Raw genomic sequence first — 17,890 nt, forward strand, 5'->3', positions numbered from 1 at the left:
AGCGGTCATCGCGTTGTTCTCCTGGAGTGCTGTGAGAGGTTTTCCAGAAGATCACGCGGTGGCCGCCTTCACGTGCAGGGCCCGCTGCTCACCGGGGCCGCCGCACACCACCTTGGTGGACGCCACTACCCGATGGTGCCGGTGAACATGCGCCGGTCGAACGCGTGAGTCAGCCGCCCGGTGTTGTGCGGCTCGAACTCCGGTAGGAGAGCGCGGACGCCCACGGCCAACAGCAGGCCCGGCAGCATGAGCCAGGGCGTGGCCTCGCTGCCGTACCGCGAGATGATGTAGAGAATCAGGATCGGGCCAGCGGCGAAGCCGACCATGCCGCCGGCGGTGAACAGTCCGACGGCCAGGCCAGGGTTCTTCGCGGATGGGCCACCGACGATGCTGGTGGACACGGGGTGGAGCGCGGCGGACCCAAGCCCCCCGAGCACGAGCAGGACCAGCAGCAGCGGAACGCTGTCGACAACGCCGACAAGGCTCAGGGAGACCGCGCCCAACGCGACGCCTAGTTGTACTGCCCGGACAGGTTGGTGCACCGCGTGGTGAGCGGTCGACCTTGATGTGAGGAGGGACCTCCGGGTTCGGTGTGGGAGCCGCCAAGCACCCACACAGACCCCAGGAGGTCCCTCGTGGTCCACCGTAATGCGCCCCTGACCGAGACCGGCCGCCTTCGACTGGCCCGGTGCGTGGTCGAGCAGGGCTGGCCGATCGCCCGGGCCGCCGAGCGGTTTCAGGTCTCCCGGCCGACCGCGACCCGCGGGGCTCGGCGCTACCGGGAGCAGGGCCCGGCCGGTATGGCCGACCGCTCCTCACGGCCGGTCAGCTCGCCGCGGCGCACACCGCAGCCGGTGGTGCGTCGGGTGGTGCACCTGCGGTGGAAGCAGCGGCTGGGTCCGGCGGCCATCGCCGGGCGGGTCGGGCTGGTGCCCTCGACAGTCCATCGGATCCTGGTCAGCTGCCGGATCAACCGGCTCTGGCACGTCGACCGCGTCACCGGCGAACCGATCCGCCGCTACGAGATGAGCCGGCCCGGCGAACTGGTCCACGTCGACATCAAGAAGCTGGGCAACGTGCCCGACGGTGGTGGCTGGCGGATCCACGGCCGAGAGCAAGGCATCCGGAACCGCCAGGCGCACCGCGATCCGACCCGGCCGCGCAAGGTCCACGGCCGACCGAACCTGGGCTACTGCTACGTGCACTCCGCCGTCGACGGCTTCAGTCGATTGGCCTACTCCGAGGCCCTCGACGACGAATCCGCAGCCACCGCACTCGCCTTCTGGACGCGGGCACGCGCCTTCTTCGCCACGCACGGCATCACCGTCGAGCGCGTGCTGACCGACAACGGCAGCGCCTACCGCAGCCACGCATGGCGAGACGAGCACCGCCGACTGGGCATCCGGCACTCCACCACCCGGGTTCGCCGGCCACAGACCAACGGCAAGGTTGAACGGCTCAACCGCACCCTGCTCGAGGAATGGGCCTACAAACGGCTCTACACCACTGAGACCGCTCGCCGGGCCGCCCTGTCAGGCTGGCTGCACCACTACAACAACCACCGGCCCCACACAGCGCTCGGCAACCTCCCGCCGATCACCCGCTGCACCAACGTCTCCGAGCAGTACACCTAGCCCTGCCACCTTTCGCAGCCCGTAACGGTCTGCCATGGCACCGAGCAAGGGCTGGGTGATCGAGGAGCTGATGCTGAGGGCGGCGACCAGCGGAGCCAAGGTCGTCGTTCCCGCGGCCAGTCGCGTCTGCAAGGTGGGAAGTAGCGCACCCAAGATCGCGGTCAAGACGTCGTTGACGGCGTGGACCAGGGCAAGGAAGGCCGCCATCCGGGTGCCGCCCAGGACACCGGGCTCGCGGATCACGTGAGGCATGCCGGCTCTCTCCTCTCGGTCTCCCGTTCGAGGCGAACGGTCGAAGGCGAACGGTCGAAGGCGAGCCCCGGCCGGTCACGCCGGCCGGGGCTCGCGGTCTCAGTGGCGGTGATGCTCCTGCGGCTCCGCCGTCGAACGGTGACGGTCGATGAGTAGCCAGCTCAGAACGGCGACCACCAGACCGGCAGTGCTGATGAGCCCACCGATCCAGTTGACCGAGGACAGGCCCAGCCCTCCGTCGATGGCGGCACCGCCGAGGTAGATACCCAGCGCACTGCCGAGGGTGAAGGCGGAGATGTTCGCCGCCGAGGCCACGTCGGGCGCGTGTCCGGCCGCGTTCATCACCCGCAGCTGGAGCGGAGCGACCACCGCGAAGGCGGCGGCGCCGAAGACGAACGTCCCGATCACCGCGGTCACCTGGTTCTCGATCAGCCACGTCATCGCGAACATCACCACAGCCAGAGCTGCGATCGTGCCGAGCACCGCCGGCATCAGCCGCCGGTCGGCCAGGCGGCCTCCCAGGTTGTTTCCGACGAACAGGCCAGCCCCGAACAGCAGCAGCAGCGGAGTTATCCACCCGCTGGAGAACCCCGCCACCTCGGTGAACTGCGGCGCGATGTAGACGTAGCTGGTGAACACCCCGCCATATCCCAGCAGGGTGGTCAGCAGGGCTGCCCACACCGCCGGCCGCCGGAGGGCGGCCAGCTGCTCGCGCATGCTGGGGCCGTGCCCGCCGCCACCCAGGTGCGCCAGCGCGTGCGCGTCGAGACCCTCGGTCTCGTCGGCCGCGCTGTGCCCCTCCGCGGCGTGGTCGTGGTGCGCCCGGCGGCCGTCCTCACCGGCGACCTCGTGGCCGGCGTTGTCCTTCACGTCGTGCCCCGACCCGTGGTAGGGGTGGGCACCGCTCGCGTCCGGCGCGTGGCCGTCGCCGGCGTTCGCCTCCGCGCTCCGCCGTGACGAGGACGGCAGGAAGGCCACAAGGCCGATCAGTGCGAGACCCCCGAGGACCACGAGGGTCCAGAAGGTGAAACGCCATCCGAACGCCTGCCCGACGGCGGCACCGATCGGTGCGCCCAGCACGGTCGACGCGGTGAGGCCGGTGAAGACCGTCGCCACTGCTCGACCCTTGCGGGCCGGGTCGACCAGCTCGGCTGCGTACACGGCGGCGATCCCGAGGAACGCGCCATGTGCCATCGCCGACACGACGCGGCCGGACAGGATCAGGTCGTACGTGGGGCCCAGGGCCGAGAAAAGGTTGCCGGCGAGGAAGACACCCGTGGACGCGAACAGCATGCTGCGTCGCGGGAAGCGGGTGCCGAGCGCGGCGAACAGGGGCGCACCCACCGCAACGCCCACCGCGTAGGCGCTCTCCAGATGGCCGACCTCGCCGATCGTCACCTTCAGCGCGGCGGCGATCTCCTGCACGACGCCGGCGACGATGAACTCGTCCGCGCCCATGGCGAAGGCGCCGATGACCAGCGCCCACACCGCTATCGGCATTCGCGGTCTGCGAACTGAGGCCGGCGCCGCGGCCACCGGCGAATGGTGCTGCGCATGGCCGCCGGTTCCTCCGACGCCGTGATGCGTCAGCGCCTCGGCGTCCGACTGTTCAGGCGACGGCCGCACCGCCGCGTCGTGAGTGCTCATGACATTCCCTCTCTCTCGCGCTATACCCCGGAGGGGTACGCGCGCTGAACTCCGGACCCAGCTGGTTCATTCCGTGCGCGCCCAGCGGTTGCCCTCTCGCACGTCCAGAGCGGTGACCGTCTGCTCGTGATCCGCACACTGGACACCGGCGCTGTCCAAGGGCTGTCCGGGCGCTGAGCGGACCGCTGTCGCTGCGGGAAAGCGCTCGGAGCCGCGCCCCGAGGAGGTCACGCGGCGACGAGAAGACGACAGGGGAATTCCTGCTGAGCCACTCGGTGGCCAGCATCGGCGGGGCAGCTCGCGCGGTCCTCGGCGTGATGGTCGCGGCTGTCTCCTCGTCGGGACCGCCATCGCCCGGACCGCTCCGGGCTCCGGTGGCCCGGGATCGGCTACGCCGTCAGCCTGACGATCTTTTCGTTAGGCGGGGTCCTGGGCTTCGGCGCCGGAACGCAGCCCGTGGCGGGTTTGCTGGTGGCGGCGTCGACGGCGCTGCTCGCCCCACCGGCTCCCTGGCGTCGGATCCCGCACGGCCGACGAGGGCGAGGCAACTGACTCGGGCGTCGTCGCTCCGCCGGTTGTCGCGGGTATCGAGCGTGCGTGACGAGTGGACAGCTTCACGGCGAGAGCCCCACGGCCATCGGCCGTGGGGCTCCCGTTGTTCGGTGCCGTCCCGCGATCACCGACCGGCGAGCAGCCCGCGTCGGTCGTGGGGGACGAGGGCTCCGATCATCTGGCGGCGGCAGCCACCGTGAAGCTGAACGACATCCCGCTGTGCATGTGCTCGGGGATGTGGCAGTGCGCCATCCAGAGGCCGGGGTTGGTGACGTCGAACAGGATGTCGACGGTTTGCCCGGTGCGCATCAGGACGGTGTCCTTCCACACCAGGTTGGGCTCGGCAACACCGTCACGGGCCAGGACCAGAAAGCGGCCGGCCCCGTGGAGATGCACGGGGTGCTGCATCGGATGGTCGGAGTCCATCTCGTTGACTAGGCGGATCTTCACCCGCTCTCCCGCTGTGAAGTGCCAGTCCAGCGGGGGCTTGTCGACGCCGTCCGTCCGGTCGAGCAGCTGCCACCGGATGGTGGCCGGTGTCGTGCGGCGGTTCATCTCCACCATGTCGTCCTCCCACTCGATGCCGTCGCCCGCACGGGGTCCGTGACTGGCGGCATGGTCGTGGGACCCTGCATGCGCGGCGGACGACTCAGGCGTCGAGCCGCCGTGGTCCATGCCGTGGTCCATGCCGTGGTCCATGCCGTGGTCCATGCCGTGGTCCATACCGTGGTCCATACCGTGGTCCATACCGTGGCCGCCAGGGTGGCTCTGCGGGCTAGGGGCCATGAGCTTCATCCCGCACTTCGGGCACCGGCCCGGCTCGTCGCTGACGATCTCGGGATGCATCGGGCAGGCATAGACCACCGGACCGGCCGACTGATCGGCGGACGGGTCGTCCATCTGAGCGACCGCAGCCAGGATCTTGTCCGGAGCCGCAGCCAGCCACGCGCCCAGTTGCCGTCGTTCACCCTCGAACTCCGGCGCGGAGCGCAACGCTCCGAACGATTCGCGCAGCGACGGGACCGCGTGCACCTCCATCACGGCGATGGACGCCAGTCGGTAGGTGCGTTCCGGGGTGAGGTGCTCGAGGACCAGCTCCCCCGGCTGGTCGAACAACACATCGACGACCGCTCGCTCCGAGGGGGCGATCAGCACCTCGGAGACGAACTCCTCGCGCTCCATCCGGCCGCTGTCCCCGCCGACGAGCTTCATCCGTGCGCCCGGCAGGGTCACGTTGAAGACCCGGGTGTTGGCGGTGTTCGTTAGCCACATTCGCACCACCTCGCCGGTTCGGGCGGTCAGCGCCAAGTCCGGCTCCCCGGCAACGAGAAGGACGTTGCCGAACCGGCCCATCGCCGCGAAGGTCGTCTCGGTCCGACCGAACGGCGCCACCGCGCCGTCCTCGATGAGGACGTCGTCCAGGGTCAGGACAACATCACGATGCGCCGGCGACCAGTAGTCCGGCTCGGTCGGAACCACCAGGATGTTGCCGTAGAGGCCCATCTCCTGGGTGTAGTCCTCACGGATGTGCGGGTGATACCAGTACAGGCCAGGGTCAGGGAACCGCAGGCGGTAGCTGAAGCTGTCGCCCACGGGAATTGGTGCCTGGGTCTCGTGCGGGACGCCGTCGTAGCGGTTCTCCAGGCGCAGGCCGTGCCAGTGGACCGTGGTGTCGATGTCGGCCGCGTTAGTGACGTGCACGGTGATCTCGGTCCCCTGCCGCACCGACAGCGTCGGGCCCGGGATCGAGCCGTTGTATCCGAGCATGCGCACCGTCGTCCCGCCCAGCCGCTTGGCGACCGGCCCGGGGTTGAGATGGATCGACTCGCCATCAGCGAGCTCGATCAGCTGGGGCCGGGTGGCGTACTGCAGGCCTGCGACGGCGGTAGCAAAGGTGTCCATGACTCTCACTGTTTCTGCTGCTCGGGTGGGGGATGAGGCGTCGGCACGTTCGTCGACGTCGTAGCCGGCGGATCGGATCGCGGCGGCCACCGCCGCGAGGTCCGCCGGCCCGGTCACACGGACGACCCCGGTGGAGAGATCGACCTCGAGGGTCTGCACGCCCGGCACGTCAAGCACCCGGGCACTGATCGCCCGGACACAGCGACGGGAAGTCATGCCCGAGACATGAACCGAGATCACGGCGCCTCCTCCGGGGGTTCGTCAAGCCAGAGGTTGGCCAGGCCCGCTGTCCAAACGCTGTCCGTCCACTGACCTCGTGCAGCCGGGCGGCGCCGACCGGTAGGGATACTCGTAGTCTCCGGTCCGTGCACCCTCGAGAATCGCCGCTCCGCGGCGTTCGACCGGTCACTGGAGGGTCGAGGCATGGAGATCCGCGTCCTTGGACCGGTCGAAGTGGTGGTGAAGGACGACGCCCGTTCCGTCCCGGGAAGCGCAGAACGAGAATTGCTCGCTCTACTCGCCCTGAGTGCCGGCAGGGTCGTCGCTGTCCCCACCCTCGTCGACTCGCTCTGGGGCGAGGACCTACCCGCCAACCCGGCAAACGCGCTCCAGGTCCGGGTCTCTAAACTCCGCCGGGCCCTGGGCGCCGTCGGTCTCCCGAGCTCGCTCATCGTCACGCGTGCTCCCGGGTATCAGCTCGACATCGATCCTCGTCAGGTCGACGCCATCCTCTTCGCTGAGCGGGTCGCGGAAGCCCGCTCGGCGGCCGACGGCGATGCCTGGGCCGCTGCTGCGCGCTACCGCAAGGCCTTGTCCTGCTGGCGAGGCGTCGCCCTGTCCGAGTTCGCCGAGGCGCCCTGGGCACGACCGGAGGCGGCCCGGTTGACGGAGCTGCATCTCGCCGCCACGGAAGAGCTCCTCGATCTGGACATGGCGGCGGGACGCCATACCGACGTCCTAGCCGAACTCGAGGCACTCACCGCCGCTCACCCTTTGCGCGAACGGCTGCACGGCCGCCTGATGCTGGCGCTGTACCGCGCGGGTCGGCAGGCCGACGCGCTCGCGGCCTACCAACGCGCCCGCGCGCTGCTCGACGCCGAGCTCGGCCTGGAGCCCAGCGCCGAGCTTCGCGGCCTGCACGACGCCATCCTGCAGCAGCGCCCAGATCTCCGTGCGCCGGACCGGATCGCCCCTGTACGGCCCGCGGAACCGGAACCGCGCCGGCTTCCGCCTCGACTCACGTCCTTCCTCGGCCGAGAGGAGGACTCGACGCGAGTCAGCACCCTCCTGCAGGCGCACCGCCTGGTCACGGTGACCGGCCCTGGCGGCGTCGGGAAGACAAGCCTCGCGGTCGAAGTCGCTCGGGCGGCTGCCGGCGGCTTCTCCGACGGCATCGGGGTCGTTCGACTGTCCGGCGTCTCGGACGGGGCGCAGATTCCCCTTGCCGTGCTGGCCGCGCTAGAGGTTCGGGACGTGCCGACGGCGACCGCCGAGGACCAGGTTCTCGGCTACCTCGGCGACCGCGAGGTCCTTCTGCTTCTGGACAACTGCGAACACCTGGCCGACGCCTGCGCCGTGCTCGCCGAACAACTCCTCGAGTCCTGTCCACGGCTGCGGTTGCTCGCGACGAGCCGGGAACCGCTGGCGGCCCGGGGCGAGGTCCAATGCTCCCTCGACCCGCTAGTGGTGCCGTCCTCGCATGCGGACCCGGCCGAATTGGCCGCCAGCACCGCCGTCCGGCTATTCGTCGAGCGCGCGCAGAGCGCCCTTCCGGAGTTCCGGCTCGGAGACGACAACACCACTGCGGTGGCGGAGATCTGCCGGCACCTCGACGGCATCCCGCTGGCGCTCGAACTGGCCGCTGCCCGCGTCGCGGCGCTTCCCGTCGCTGAGTTGGCCGCCCGGATGGAAGACCGGTTCGCCCTACTCACCACCGGTCCCCGGACCGCGGAGGCGCGCCAGCAAACGCTGCGGGCAACCGTCGACTGGAGCTACCAGCTCTTGACCGAAGCCGAGCGCGTGTTGCTCCGACGGCTGTCGGTGTTCCGCGGCCCGTGGATGCTCGAGGCGGTGCAGGCCATCGCCGGCGGGAACGGCCTCGACCAGTCAGTCGTCGTGGACACCCTCGGCCGGCTCGTCGACCGCTCCATGGTCGTCGTCGACCGCGACTCCGGTCCCCGGTACCACCTTCTGGAGACCGTCGGAGAGTACGCCCGCGAGCGCCTTGCTGAGGCGGACGAATCGGAGGGCATCGGGCGGGCACACGTCCGGTATCTCACCGACCTCGCTGAGCGCGCCGAACGAGAGCTGCGCGGGAACGGTCAGGCGCGGTGGCTGCGTCGAATGGCAAGCGAACGCGACGACATCGAGTCGGCCCTGTCGTGGTGCAGCGCGCACACCGTGAGCGAGCCCGACGCGGGGCTGCGTCTCGTCGGCGCTCTCGGTTGGTACTGGTACTTCGCGAGTAGGCCCGACGGCGGTGCAAAGGTGGCCGCCATGCTGGCGGCCACCCCGGGTGGCTCGCCGAAGGCCAGGGCCATGGCCCTGCAGGCGCTGGCCGTGGCGGGGCGCCCGGGCGCCTGCATCGTGCACCCGGCTCCCGAGTGCGCGATCGCGGCGGCCGAGAGCCGCTCCCTGTTCGCCGAGATCGGCGATGTCTTCCGCGCCGCGCTGTCGACCACGCTGCTCGCCGTCGAGGGCATCGGCCGGGACGACCCTGACGAGGCTTTCGGTCTGCTCGAGGAGGCTGACCCGGAGTTCCACCGGTCCGGCGACGATTGGTGCTCGGCCCTGGTGCAGTTCGTCCAGATGGAGCTGCACGCCGCCGCAGGAGAGATGACGAAGGCGACAACCAGCGGCAACCGTGCCCTCGCCGTCTTCCGTGCGCTCGGCGACCAGTGGGGTGTCTCGGCCATCCAATTCCACCTGGGCATCGCACTACACCGCACCGGCCACCTCGATGAGGCGCTCGCCATGTACGAAGCAGCGCTGAACAGCGGCCGGCAGGTCGGCACGGCCAACACCATCCAGTACGCCCTCGCCGGCGCCGGCCACGTGGCACTCCAACTCGGCGACGGCGAGCGCGCCGCTCGCCTCTTCGCGGAGTCGCACGAGATCGGCCGGGAACTGGGAGCCGACGGCAACCCACGGGCCGCTGTCGGTGAAGGCCTCCTCGCCCGCCAGCGCGGCGACCTTGCCGAAGCACACGCCAAGCTGACGAGGGCCCAGCACATGCTGGCCGACCAGAATGAACCGGAATGGACAGCGACCGCGATGATCGGCCTCGGCCATCTCGCGGAGCTTTCCGGAGACCTCGACAGCGCCGAGTTCTGCCACCGCCGGGCCTGGCAGACCGCACCAGGCCAGGCAGCCGCCCTCGAGGGTCTGGCATGTGTGGCAGCAGCGCGAGCCGACGTCACCGCCGCGGCACGACTGCTGGGTGCGGCGAGCTGGTGGCGCGGCCAGCGACGCCGCCCGATCTCGCGCCTCGAGCTGCTCGACGCCCAGCGAGCCGAAGACCGTGCCCGCGGACTGCTCGGCGACGACGCCTACGAAGAGGCCTACTCCGCCGGAGCCAACGGGTCGCCCTTCGCCGGACTCAAAGCCGACGCCGCCCCCGTTGTCCGCTGACCGACACGACCCCGCAAGGACGTCGACGAGGGTGCACCAGTGAGCGAAACGGGCGCGGGTGCTTACTCCGCGTCGAGCATGGCGTGCAGTTCTTCGTCCGGCGGCTCCACCAAGAAGCGCCCATCGGGCCAGACCAACGTCGGGACGCGCCGACGGCCCTGCTGCAGGCTGCGGACGTACCTGGTTGCTGCAGCGTCACGGTCCAGGTCGACGTAGCGGTAAGGCACGCCGGCTCCGTCGAGCAGCACTCGACTACGGCGAACGTCCGGGCACCAGCCCGTTCCGTACAGAACAAGCTGCTGCGAGCCCCCTGGGCTCCGTTCCCGCGCGGTCCGTCGGGCATGGCCTGGCTCGTCATCGTGGCTCCTCGTCGCGGGGTGGACTCAGACGCTTCGTCGGGGATGCAGGGTCCGTCATCGAGATCGCTGCCCTTAGATCGATGTAGCGGCGGGGGCCTCACTGATGCCGAACGCTGTCCACCCGCGGTCCGGAAATCCCGCCGCCTCGGCGACGCGGGCCGAAGCGACGTTGGCCGGGTCGTGCAGGTACGTGGGGAGAGCTCCGGCATCGAGCAGTCGACGTGCCGCCTGGGCGACGAGTCCCCGTGCCAGTCCTCGGCCCCGTGCGGCAGGCGAGGTGACCACCGACAACTCCGCGCCATACGCGTCGTGCCGCTTGATCCCGACGCCGGCCAGGTGTGTGCCGTCGCGGTCGACCGCCACCAGGACCTGCCCGCCGAAGGGCCGCAACCAGTCCGGCAGTCCTGGTGCAACCGCCGGCACCCACTCCCCCACCTTGGGCAATACGGCAGGACGGGTCGTCCACCGGAACACCGCGCGAAAGGTGCCCCTCCCGGGCTCACCGATCAGCGCCGGGAGCCGGGCCAGAAGGGCGGGCATACCGCCGCTTGAGGCCGAGCGGCGTACGTCGTCAAGCGCTGTCGGTGGCACCGAGAGGACCGCCCCCGTCCCCGGGTCGTCGACCCCGAGCGCCGGGTGGAGCCGCCCATCCCATCCAGGTCGGAGCCGGGCGTCAGAGGTGACGATCTCCAGATCCGCGACGGGCGGCCAGCTGCCCAGCCAGCTAGTCAGATGGCGGTGCAGCCGGGTGGCTATGTCCAGGGTCGGAGTACTCGGCGGCAACGATCCACTGGACGTCGCACTCGATGACATGGCACCTCCTGACATGTTGGTGGCGGTCGCTTCGACGCAAGGCAGCGGCGATCCCTGGGCCTGGCCGTGCGGGGTCGCCGCCGCCGGGCTTCGTTACGGGTGAACGGCGGGGTCACCCGACCGCGGGTCACCGCGCTGCGGTGCTCCCGGTCAGCGCGGAGTCGGCCGGCCGACTGCCGGGTCCGCGATCGGCTGCGCCGCCGCCGTCGACCCGATTCCCGGCCAATGCCTTGAACCGCCGCAGTCGCAGGCTGTTGGAGACGACGAACACCGAGGAGAAGGCCATCGCCGCGCCGGCGAGCATCGGATTGAGCAGCCCGGCAGCAGCCAACGGGAGGGCTGCCACGTTGTAGGCGAACGCCCAGAACAGGTTGCCCTTGATCGTGCCGAGCGTCTTACGGGAGAGCCGGATCGCATCGGCCGCGGCCCGGAGATCGCCGCGGACAAGGGTGAGATCGCTGACCTCGATCGCCACGTCGGTGCCCGTCCCCATTGCCAGCCCGAGATCGGCCTGCGCGAGCGCCGCGGCATCGTTGACACCGTCGCCGACCATCGCCACGACCTTGCCCTCACTCTGCAGCCGCTTGACGACGTCAACCTTGTCCTGCGGCAGGACCTCGGCGATGACCTGCTCGATGCCCACCTGGGCGGCCACGGAGCGGGCCACGGTCTCGTTGTCGCCGGTCAGCAGCACCGGCGTGAGCCCGAGGTCGCGCAGCTGCCGGATCGCCTCGGCCGAGGTTTCCTTGATGGCGTCGGCGACGACGAGGACGCCGCGGGCGGCGCCGTCCCAGCCGGCCGCCACGGCCGTCCTCCCGTCGGCCTCGGCGGACGCCTTGGCCCGCTCGAGATCCGCAGGCAGGTGCTGGGACCAGTCCGCCAGCAGCCGGGTGCGACCGACGAGGACCGCGTGCCCGTCCACGACGCCTTGGACGCCGAGCCCCTCGAGGTTGGTGAATCCCTCCACCGCGGGGAGATTCCCGGTCCGTTCGGTCGCACCCCGGGCGATCGCCTGGGCGATCGGGTGCTCGGAGGCGTCCTCGAGTGCGCCGGCGAGGCGCAGCACCTGGTCGGCGTCCTCACCATCAGCGGGGATGACATCGAGCAGGGTCATCCGGCCGGTGGTGACGGTGCCGGTCTTGTCCAGGACGACGGTGTCGACCCGGCGCGTGTTCTCCAGCACCTCCGGCCCCTTGATCAGGATGCCGAGCTGCGCACCGCGGCCGGTGCCCACCATCAGTGCGGTCGGCGTCGCGAGACCCAGAGCGCAGGGGCAGGCGATGATCAGAACGGCCACCGCGGCGGTGAAGGCCGCGGCCAGGCCGCCCCCGGTGCCGAGCCAGAAGCCGAGGGTCGCGACGGCGAGGGCAATGACAATCGGGACGAAGATGCCCGACACCCGATCGGCCAGCCGCTGGACCTCCGCCTTGCCGTTCTGGGCGTCCTCGACCAGCCGGGCCATCTGCGCCAGCTGGGTGTCGGCGCCGATGCGGGTGGCGCGGACGACGAGCCGTCCGCCGGCGTTCGTCGTCGCCCCGACGACGGCGTCCCCGGGAGCCACCTCCACGGGTACGGATTCGCCGGTCAGCATCGAGGCGTCAACGGCCGAGGAGCCTTCGGTGATGACGCCGTCGGTGGCGAGCTTCTCCCCCGGGCGGACTACGAACAGGTCGTCGACGACCAACTGGCCGACCGGGATCCGCTCCTCACGGCCGCCGCGCAGGACGGAGACCTCCTTCGCACCGAGCTCCAGTAGCGCGCGCAGTGCTGCGCCGGCACGCCGCTTGGACCGCGCCTCGAAGTAGCGGCCGGCCAGGATGAATGTGGTGACCCCGGCGGCGGCCTCAAGGTAGATGTTGGCGCTGCCGTCCACCCGGGCGATGGTCAGTTCGAACGGGTGCGTCATCCCCGGAACACCGGCGGTGCCGAAGAAGAGGGCGTACAGCGACCAGCCCAGGGCGGCCAGGGTGCCCATCGAGATGAGCGTGTCCATGGTCGAGGTGCCGTGGCGCAGGTTGGTCCAGGCAGCTTTGTGGAACGGGTACGCGCCCCAGACAACGACCGGGGCCGCCAGGGTCAGGGACAGCCACTGCCAGTAGGTGAACTGCAGCGCCGGGATCATCGCCATCGCGATCACCGGAACCGTCAGCACGGTGGAGATGAGCAGTCGTTGGCGCAGCGGGCGTACAGGATCCACCTCGTCGGCTGCCTCCACCTCACCCTGCGCCCGGGTCGGCGCGGGCAGTTGAGCGGTGTAGCCGGCCTTCTCGACCGCTGCCACCAGGTCCTCGGGCGCGACGCCGTCGGCGTAGGTGACCCGCGCCTTCTCGGTGGCGTAGTTGACCGTGGCGGTGACGCCCTCGACCTTGTTGAGCTTCTTCTCGATCCGCATGGCGCACGACGCGCAGGTCATGCCCCCGATCGTGAGGTCGATCTGACCCCCGCCGGCCGGGGCCGGTGGGGTCACGCTGTCGGTTGCGGAGCTCATCTCTCCTCCTCGGGAGGGTGCTCGGAAACGTTGTCAGGTAAGGAAGGCCGGGGCCTCAGCCGCCGTGGCCGTGGCTGTCGTCGTCGTGGGCGGTGCCGGGTGTGGCGCCCTGGTTGTCTGCGTCGCCGGCGCGGACGGTGAACTCGGCGGTGCGCACGACGTCGCCGTGCTGGAAGTCCAGAAACAGCCGGTAGTCCCCGGTCGAGGGAGCGGTGGCGTAGAAGGTGATTCCCGGGCCCGGCTGCGTGACGCCGTCACCGGGCTCCCCGGCCGGGTGCACGTGTAGGTAGGCCAGATCGCCGTCGCGGAGCGCGACCAGGTGGCCGTAGGCGGCCAGATAGGGCTGCAGGTCGGTGACCGGCTGCCCGTCCCGGCTCACCGACAGCGTCAGCTCGGACTCCTCGCCGGGAGTGAGCTGCCCGTCGAGGGTGACGGTGTATCCGTCCACCTCGGCGGTCAGGGCGGGCTCGGGCAGCGGCTGTGGGTCGTAGTTGCCGGCGACGGCGGCATCGGCGCCGAGGGTGAGGTTCTCGCCGTGTCCAGACGGGGTGAAGTCGGCGAAGAAGCGCCAGTCCCCGGGCGTGAGGTCCACCGGGACAGCCCAGGTGCCGTCGGCGCCCAGTTGCGGGTGGACGTGCTGGAAACCGGTCGTGTCCCGGCGGACCGCGATGAAGTGCAGGTCCTTGTCATGGGACTGGTCGTAGGCGGTGACCGGCCGGCCATCAGGGCCGAGGATCTGGAAGGTGATGGGGGTGGCCGCTCCGGTTCTGAAGTCGCCCTGCGCGAGAGCCAGGCGGTAGCCGTCCTGGGCGATCATGAGGCCTCCGGGGATCTCCTCGGCAGAGCTGTCGCCGGACGGCGCCTCCTGCTCCACGTGTCCCCCTGCCGCGGCGTCGGGACCGGCGGCGTCTGCGCCGTGCGAGCCGCCGTGGTCGGCATCGGACGACGGCTCGGAGCCGATCGACCCATCCGGGCCGAGGGTGGCACCGACGCCTGTGGCGCCGCCGAAGACGGCGACCAGCCCCAGGGCGTATGCGGCGAGTTTGGTCGGGGTGTTCATGGAGTCCTCCGGTACGCGGCGCTGCGGCGCCGATGAGTTGCCCGGTTTCCGCGACCGATCAGGTGCGCGGAACCGGGCGGGCTGGCCTGCTACCGGCCGGCGATCTGGTAGCCGGCCTCTTCGACGGCCGCGCGCACGGCGTCGTCGTCCACGGTGGAGTCGCTGGTCACGGTGAGCCCACCGCTGGCCAGGTCCACGTTCACGTCGGTCACACCGGGCACCTGGGTGACCTCCTCGGTGACCGAGGAGACGCAGTGGCCGCAGGTCATGCCGACGACGGTGTAGGTGGAGGTGTTCATCTCAGGTGGTTCCTCTCGAATCGTTGGTGGTTCGTGCTGAGCTCGACGGCGAAAGGTCAGGAGCGCACGAGCCGCGCGATGGCCTCGGACGCCTCTCGGACCTTCTCGTCGGCCTCGGCGCCGCCGGCAGCGGCCGCCTGGACGACGCAGTGGCCCAGGTGCTCGTCCAGCAGACCCAGGGCCACCAACTGGAGCGCCTTCGTCATGGCGGACACCTGGGTCAGGATGTCGATGCAGTACTGCTCTTCCTCGACCATCCGCTGCAGGCCGCGGGCCTGCCCCTCGATGCGGCGCAGCCGCTTGAGGTAGTCGTCCTTGCGGTGGATGTAGCCATGCCCGGCCTGCTCGACGCTGTCCATGTCGCCCCCTTCTGCGATGCGTCGCCGATGAGCCGACGCGGTACACGGCGATCGCTCGCCTTTCACCGGGAGACCATACCCCCCTAGAGTATTTACGCAAGGCCGGGTGTCCGCGCTCGAGGATCTGAGAATACCCCTACCCCCTATGGGCAGGCGTGTGCTACACCTTCTCCCGTCATACCCCCCAGGGGTTACAGCACGGAGGAGGACGTCATGGCTTCGCCGCAGTCTCCAGCACGCGACACCATCATCAGATCGACCGGATGCTCATGTTGCGCGGGGAAGCCCGCGGTCAGCCTCCGCGGAGGAACCGTGACCGATCCCGTCTGCGGCATGGCGGTGAGTCCGAGTGACACGACTCCGAACGCCGCTCACGACGGCGAGCTCTACTACTTCTGCGCCGCTGGCTGCCGGCACGCCTTCGAGCGAGACCCAGGCGCCTACGTCCCCACCACCTGAGCCTGCTCGGCACCGGACCACTTGCCAATCTCTCTCAACTCAGTCATACCGTGCCCCGGTAGGGCACAACCTAATTCAGGGAGTCTGTCGTGACCGCTCCATCGTCTTCTCGCCGTTGGGCTGCGCTGGCGTTGATCGCCACTGCCCAGTTCATGGTGATCATGGACACCTCGATCATCGGGGTGGCACTGCCCCGCATGCAGGAGGACCTCGGCTTCTCCCAGGAGAACCTGTCCTGGGTCTTCAACGCCTATGTCGTGGCCTTCGGTGGCCTGCTCCTGCTGGGGGGGCGGCTGTCGGATCTGTTCGGCGCCCGCAGGATGTTCAGCAGCGGCTGGCTAATCCTGCTGGCCGGCTCTGTGCTCGCTGGTGTCGCCGGCAACGTCGGGGTGGAACTGGCCGGCCGCGCCGTCCAGGGCGTCGGTGCCGCGCTGATCGCGCCGTCGGCGCTCACGCTGCTGATGATGCTCTTCGGTGCCGAGCCGCGGGAGCTGACCAAGGCGCTGGCCCTCTACGGCGCCGCTGCCCCCGCAGGGGGTACCGCTGGCGTGTTCCTCGGCGGGTTGATTACCGAGTACGTGTCCTGGCCGTGGGTCTTCTACATCAACATCCCGATCGCGGTCGCGGCACTGCTACTCACGCCCGTCCTGATGCCGGCGGGGAGCTCGGGCGCCCGCGGCTCGATCGACATTATCGGCGCCGTCACCGTCACGCTCGGTCTGGGCGCCGCCGTGTACGGCATCGTCCAGGCGCCGGAGGTCGGCTGGGGATCCCCGCAGACCTGGGGCGTCCTGATCGGCGCGGTGATCCTGCTGGCTTCCTTCCTGGCCGTGCAGGCAAACCGCCGCGAGCCCCTGATGCGTCTGTCGATCTTCCGTTCGCCCAACCTGGGCGCGGCCAACCTCGCCCAACTGCTGCTGGGCGCAGCGTGGATCCCGATGTGGTTCTTCCTGAACCTCTACCTGCAGCAGGTCCTGGGCTACAGCGCCTTCCCATCCGGGGCGGCACTGCTGCCGATGACGCTTCTGATCATGATCGGGATGATCGCTCTGGCTCCGCGGGCGATCAGCCGGTTCGGGCCGAAGGCCATGATCGTGGTCGGCCTGCTCGTCCTGGCCGTCGGCCTGGGATGGCTGTCCCTGGCCCGCCCCGGCGGCAGCTTCCTCGTGGACGTGCTCCCTGCATCCTTGGTGGCGGCGCTGGGCATGTCGCTGGCGTTCATCCCGTCCCTGGGAACCGCGCTCTCCTCCGCGCGGCCGGAGGAGGGTGGCCTGGCCGCCGGCATCGTCAACACCAGCTACCAGGTCGGGTCGGCGCTTGGCCTGGCGGCGATGACCGCGGTCGCCGCCTCGTACGGCGCCAGCCAGCTGGACGACGTCACCGCCCTGACCGACGGGTTCTCCGCTGCCTTCCTCGGCGCCGGAGCCATCGCGCTGGCCGGAGCCGCGCTTGCCGCAGTCACGCTGCGGACTCCGCGACCGGTGCCACCGGTCGGGGTGGCGACTGAGCCGCCCGTCAGTGACCCGGCTCCTGCAGGCGGGCGCTGACGCCTTACCGGGGGGGGGGGGGGGGGGCCGGGCCGCCCCCCCCCCCCCCCCCCCCCCCCCCCCCCCCCCCCGGCGCGGGCCCCCCCCCACCCCCCCACCCCCCCCCCCCCCAAACGGCCCCCCCCCCACCCCCCGCCCGTCCACACCACACGAGGTGAGCCGATGCACCGCCTGACCGCATGGACCACTCGCACGATGCAGTCCCCGACCGCTCGACGCGCCCTCCGCTGCCTGCTCGGTTGCGCCCTTGCTGCCCTTGGCCCACGACAACCACCCGCGAGCCTTGGCCTCACCCCTTCTATCGCCCCTACCCGCACCCCTAAGGAGAAGTGATGACCACACGCACGTCCGTCCTCATCGCCTACGACGGCTCGAGCGACGCCCGCGCCGCCATCGAGACCGCCGCGGCACTGCTGCCCGGCGCCACTGCGGTGGTGCTCTACGCCCGGCAGCCCCTCGAGAGTGTCCCGTTCCGGGTCTGATGGAGGCTCTCATCCAACGGAAGGATGAGAGTCAGGCAGCACCGAGGAAGTACCCCGACGAGCTGCGTGAGCGGGCCACCCGGATGGCTGTGGAGGCCCGGAAGGACCCGGCCACCCGTGCCGGCGCGCTCGCGCGGATCGCCAAGCAGTTGGGCATCAACCCCGAGACGCTGCGCAACTGGGTCACCCAGGCCGAGATCGACGGCGGCGTCCGCCCCGGCACCACGACCGACGACGCGCAGCGGTTGATCGAGCTTGAGCGAGAGAACCGCGAGCTGCGCCGGGCGAACGAGATCCTCAAGACGGCGTCGGCGTTTTTCGCCCAGGCGGAGCTCGACCGCCGACTGAAGTGATCGTCACCTACATCGACGAACGCAAGAAGGAGTTCGGGGTCGAGCCGATCTGCC

The 17,890-nt window shown here is 70.3% G+C and carries 15 protein-coding genes, 2 pseudogenes and 1 other annotated feature; of the genes and pseudogenes, 8 read left to right on the forward strand and 9 right to left on the reverse strand.

Features of this window, described 5'->3' with window-relative positions:
- Positions 1 to 125 precede the first annotated feature (125 nt).
- Positions 126 to 503, reverse strand: a complete 378-nt coding sequence (locus tag ACI79P_RS21160; protein WP_456583034.1) for an MFS transporter — start codon at positions 501 to 503, stop codon at positions 126 to 128.
- Positions 504 to 635: 132 nt separating this feature from the next.
- On the opposite strand from ACI79P_RS21160, the gene ACI79P_RS21165 reads away from it, so the two are divergent.
- Together ACI79P_RS21165 and ACI79P_RS21170 are read left to right on the forward strand one after the other, a co-directional pair.
- Positions 636 to 1,634: an IS481 family transposase gene (locus ACI79P_RS21165; protein ID WP_456583035.1), complete on the forward strand. Its 999-nt coding sequence runs from the start codon at positions 636 to 638 to the stop codon at positions 1,632 to 1,634.
- Between the two features lie 34 nt (positions 1,635 to 1,668).
- Complete coding sequence (locus tag ACI79P_RS21170; RefSeq protein ID WP_456583036.1) at positions 1,669 to 1,881, forward strand: hypothetical protein; 213 nt, start codon at positions 1,669 to 1,671, stop codon at positions 1,879 to 1,881.
- 104 nt (positions 1,882 to 1,985) lie between these two features.
- On the opposite strand, the gene ACI79P_RS21175 is transcribed toward ACI79P_RS21170, so the two are convergent.
- Positions 1,986 to 3,386 (reverse strand): MFS transporter, encoded by a 1,401-nt coding sequence (locus ACI79P_RS21175; RefSeq protein WP_456583037.1) that lies wholly within the window; start codon positions 3,384 to 3,386, stop codon positions 1,986 to 1,988.
- An 873-nt stretch (positions 3,387 to 4,259) separates the two neighbouring features.
- Positions 4,260 to 6,227, reverse strand: a complete 1,968-nt coding sequence (locus tag ACI79P_RS21180) for a multicopper oxidase domain-containing protein (RefSeq protein ID WP_456583038.1) — start codon at positions 6,225 to 6,227, stop codon at positions 4,260 to 4,262.
- Positions 6,228 to 6,410: 183 nt separating this feature from the next.
- Between ACI79P_RS21180 and ACI79P_RS21185 the strand changes: the two genes are divergently transcribed.
- Positions 6,411 to 9,617 (forward strand): AfsR/SARP family transcriptional regulator, encoded by a 3,207-nt coding sequence (locus ACI79P_RS21185; protein WP_456583039.1) that lies wholly within the window; start codon positions 6,411 to 6,413, stop codon positions 9,615 to 9,617.
- A gap of 62 nt (positions 9,618 to 9,679) precedes the next feature.
- On the opposite strand, the gene ACI79P_RS21190 is transcribed toward ACI79P_RS21185, so the two are convergent.
- The 6 genes from ACI79P_RS21190 to ACI79P_RS21215 all read right to left on the reverse strand — a co-directional run bounded on the left by ACI79P_RS21190 (position 9,680) and on the right by ACI79P_RS21215 (position 14,995).
- Positions 9,680 to 9,907, reverse strand: a complete 228-nt coding sequence (locus ACI79P_RS21190) for a glutaredoxin family protein (protein WP_456583048.1) — start codon at positions 9,905 to 9,907, stop codon at positions 9,680 to 9,682.
- Between the two features lie 141 nt (positions 9,908 to 10,048).
- Entirely contained in the window at positions 10,049 to 10,450 is a 402-nt protein-coding gene (locus ACI79P_RS21195; protein WP_456583040.1) for a GNAT family N-acetyltransferase, read from the reverse strand.
- Between the two features lie 466 nt (positions 10,451 to 10,916).
- Positions 10,917 to 13,277 (reverse strand): heavy metal translocating P-type ATPase, encoded by a 2,361-nt coding sequence (locus ACI79P_RS21200; RefSeq protein ID WP_456583041.1) that lies wholly within the window; start codon positions 13,275 to 13,277, stop codon positions 10,917 to 10,919.
- Positions 13,278 to 13,332: 55 nt separating this feature from the next.
- Entirely contained in the window at positions 13,333 to 14,337 is a 1,005-nt protein-coding gene (locus ACI79P_RS21205) for a hypothetical protein (RefSeq protein ID WP_456583042.1), read from the reverse strand.
- 89 nt (positions 14,338 to 14,426) lie between these two features.
- Positions 14,427 to 14,636, reverse strand: coding sequence for a heavy-metal-associated domain-containing protein (locus tag ACI79P_RS21210; RefSeq protein ID WP_456583043.1), 210 nt, complete (start codon positions 14,634 to 14,636; stop codon positions 14,427 to 14,429).
- 56 nt (positions 14,637 to 14,692) lie between these two features.
- Positions 14,693 to 14,995, reverse strand: a complete 303-nt coding sequence (locus tag ACI79P_RS21215) for a metal-sensitive transcriptional regulator (protein WP_456583044.1) — start codon at positions 14,993 to 14,995, stop codon at positions 14,693 to 14,695.
- 312 nt (positions 14,996 to 15,307) lie between these two features.
- Here ACI79P_RS21215 and ACI79P_RS21220 point away from each other — a divergent pair, with 312 nt between their 5' ends.
- The 5 genes and pseudogenes from ACI79P_RS21220 to ACI79P_RS21240 all read left to right on the forward strand — a co-directional run.
- Positions 15,308 to 15,454: a YHS domain-containing protein gene (locus ACI79P_RS21220; protein ID WP_456583045.1), complete on the forward strand. Its 147-nt coding sequence runs from the start codon at positions 15,308 to 15,310 to the stop codon at positions 15,452 to 15,454.
- A gap of 89 nt (positions 15,455 to 15,543) precedes the next feature.
- Positions 15,544 to 17,001, forward strand: a complete 1,458-nt coding sequence (locus tag ACI79P_RS21225) for an MFS transporter (RefSeq protein WP_456583046.1) — start codon at positions 15,544 to 15,546, stop codon at positions 16,999 to 17,001.
- Positions 17,002 to 17,333: 332 nt separating this feature from the next.
- On the forward strand, positions 17,334 to 17,483 hold the full coding sequence (locus ACI79P_RS21230; protein ID WP_456583047.1) for a hypothetical protein: 150 nt from the start codon (positions 17,334 to 17,336) through the stop codon (positions 17,481 to 17,483).
- An 83-nt stretch (positions 17,484 to 17,566) separates the two neighbouring features.
- Positions 17,567 to 17,713 (forward strand): annotated as a pseudogene (locus tag ACI79P_RS21235) (transposase); the annotation flags it as partial.
- 21 nt (positions 17,714 to 17,734) lie between these two features.
- Positions 17,735 to 17,890, forward strand: a pseudogene (locus tag ACI79P_RS21240) (IS3 family transposase); the annotation flags it as partial.
- Positions 17,794 to 17,890: a sequence feature (AL1L pseudoknot), on the forward strand. This feature is flagged as partial in the annotation. Its footprint overlaps the pseudogene before it by 97 nt.

The organism is Blastococcus sp. SYSU DS0510 (genome assembly GCF_054050835.1).

What these genes read in the sequence shown, in the direction of transcription:
- ACI79P_RS21170 (WP_456583036.1), top strand. Translation starts at nt 1,669, where the DNA reads ATGGCACCGAGCAAGGGCTGGGTGATCGAGGAGCTGATGCTGAGGGCG.
- ACI79P_RS21175 (WP_456583037.1), bottom strand. Translation starts at nt 3,386, where the DNA reads ATGCCGATAGCGGTGTGGGCGCTGGTCATCGGCGCCTTCGCCATGGGC.
- ACI79P_RS21185 (WP_456583039.1), top strand. Translation starts at nt 6,411, where the DNA reads ATGGAGATCCGCGTCCTTGGACCGGTCGAAGTGGTGGTGAAGGACGAC.
- ACI79P_RS21200 (WP_456583041.1), bottom strand. Translation starts at nt 13,277, where the DNA reads ATGAGCTCCGCAACCGACAGCGTGACCCCACCGGCCCCGGCCGGCGGG.
- ACI79P_RS21205 (WP_456583042.1), bottom strand. Translation starts at nt 14,337, where the DNA reads ATGAACACCCCGACCAAACTCGCCGCATACGCCCTGGGGCTGGTCGCC.
- ACI79P_RS21210 (WP_456583043.1), bottom strand. Translation starts at nt 14,636, where the DNA reads ATGAACACCTCCACCTACACCGTCGTCGGCATGACCTGCGGCCACTGC.
- ACI79P_RS21215 (WP_456583044.1), bottom strand. Translation starts at nt 14,995, where the DNA reads ATGGACAGCGTCGAGCAGGCCGGGCATGGCTACATCCACCGCAAGGAC.
- ACI79P_RS21230 (WP_456583047.1), top strand. Translation starts at nt 17,334, where the DNA reads ATGACCACACGCACGTCCGTCCTCATCGCCTACGACGGCTCGAGCGAC.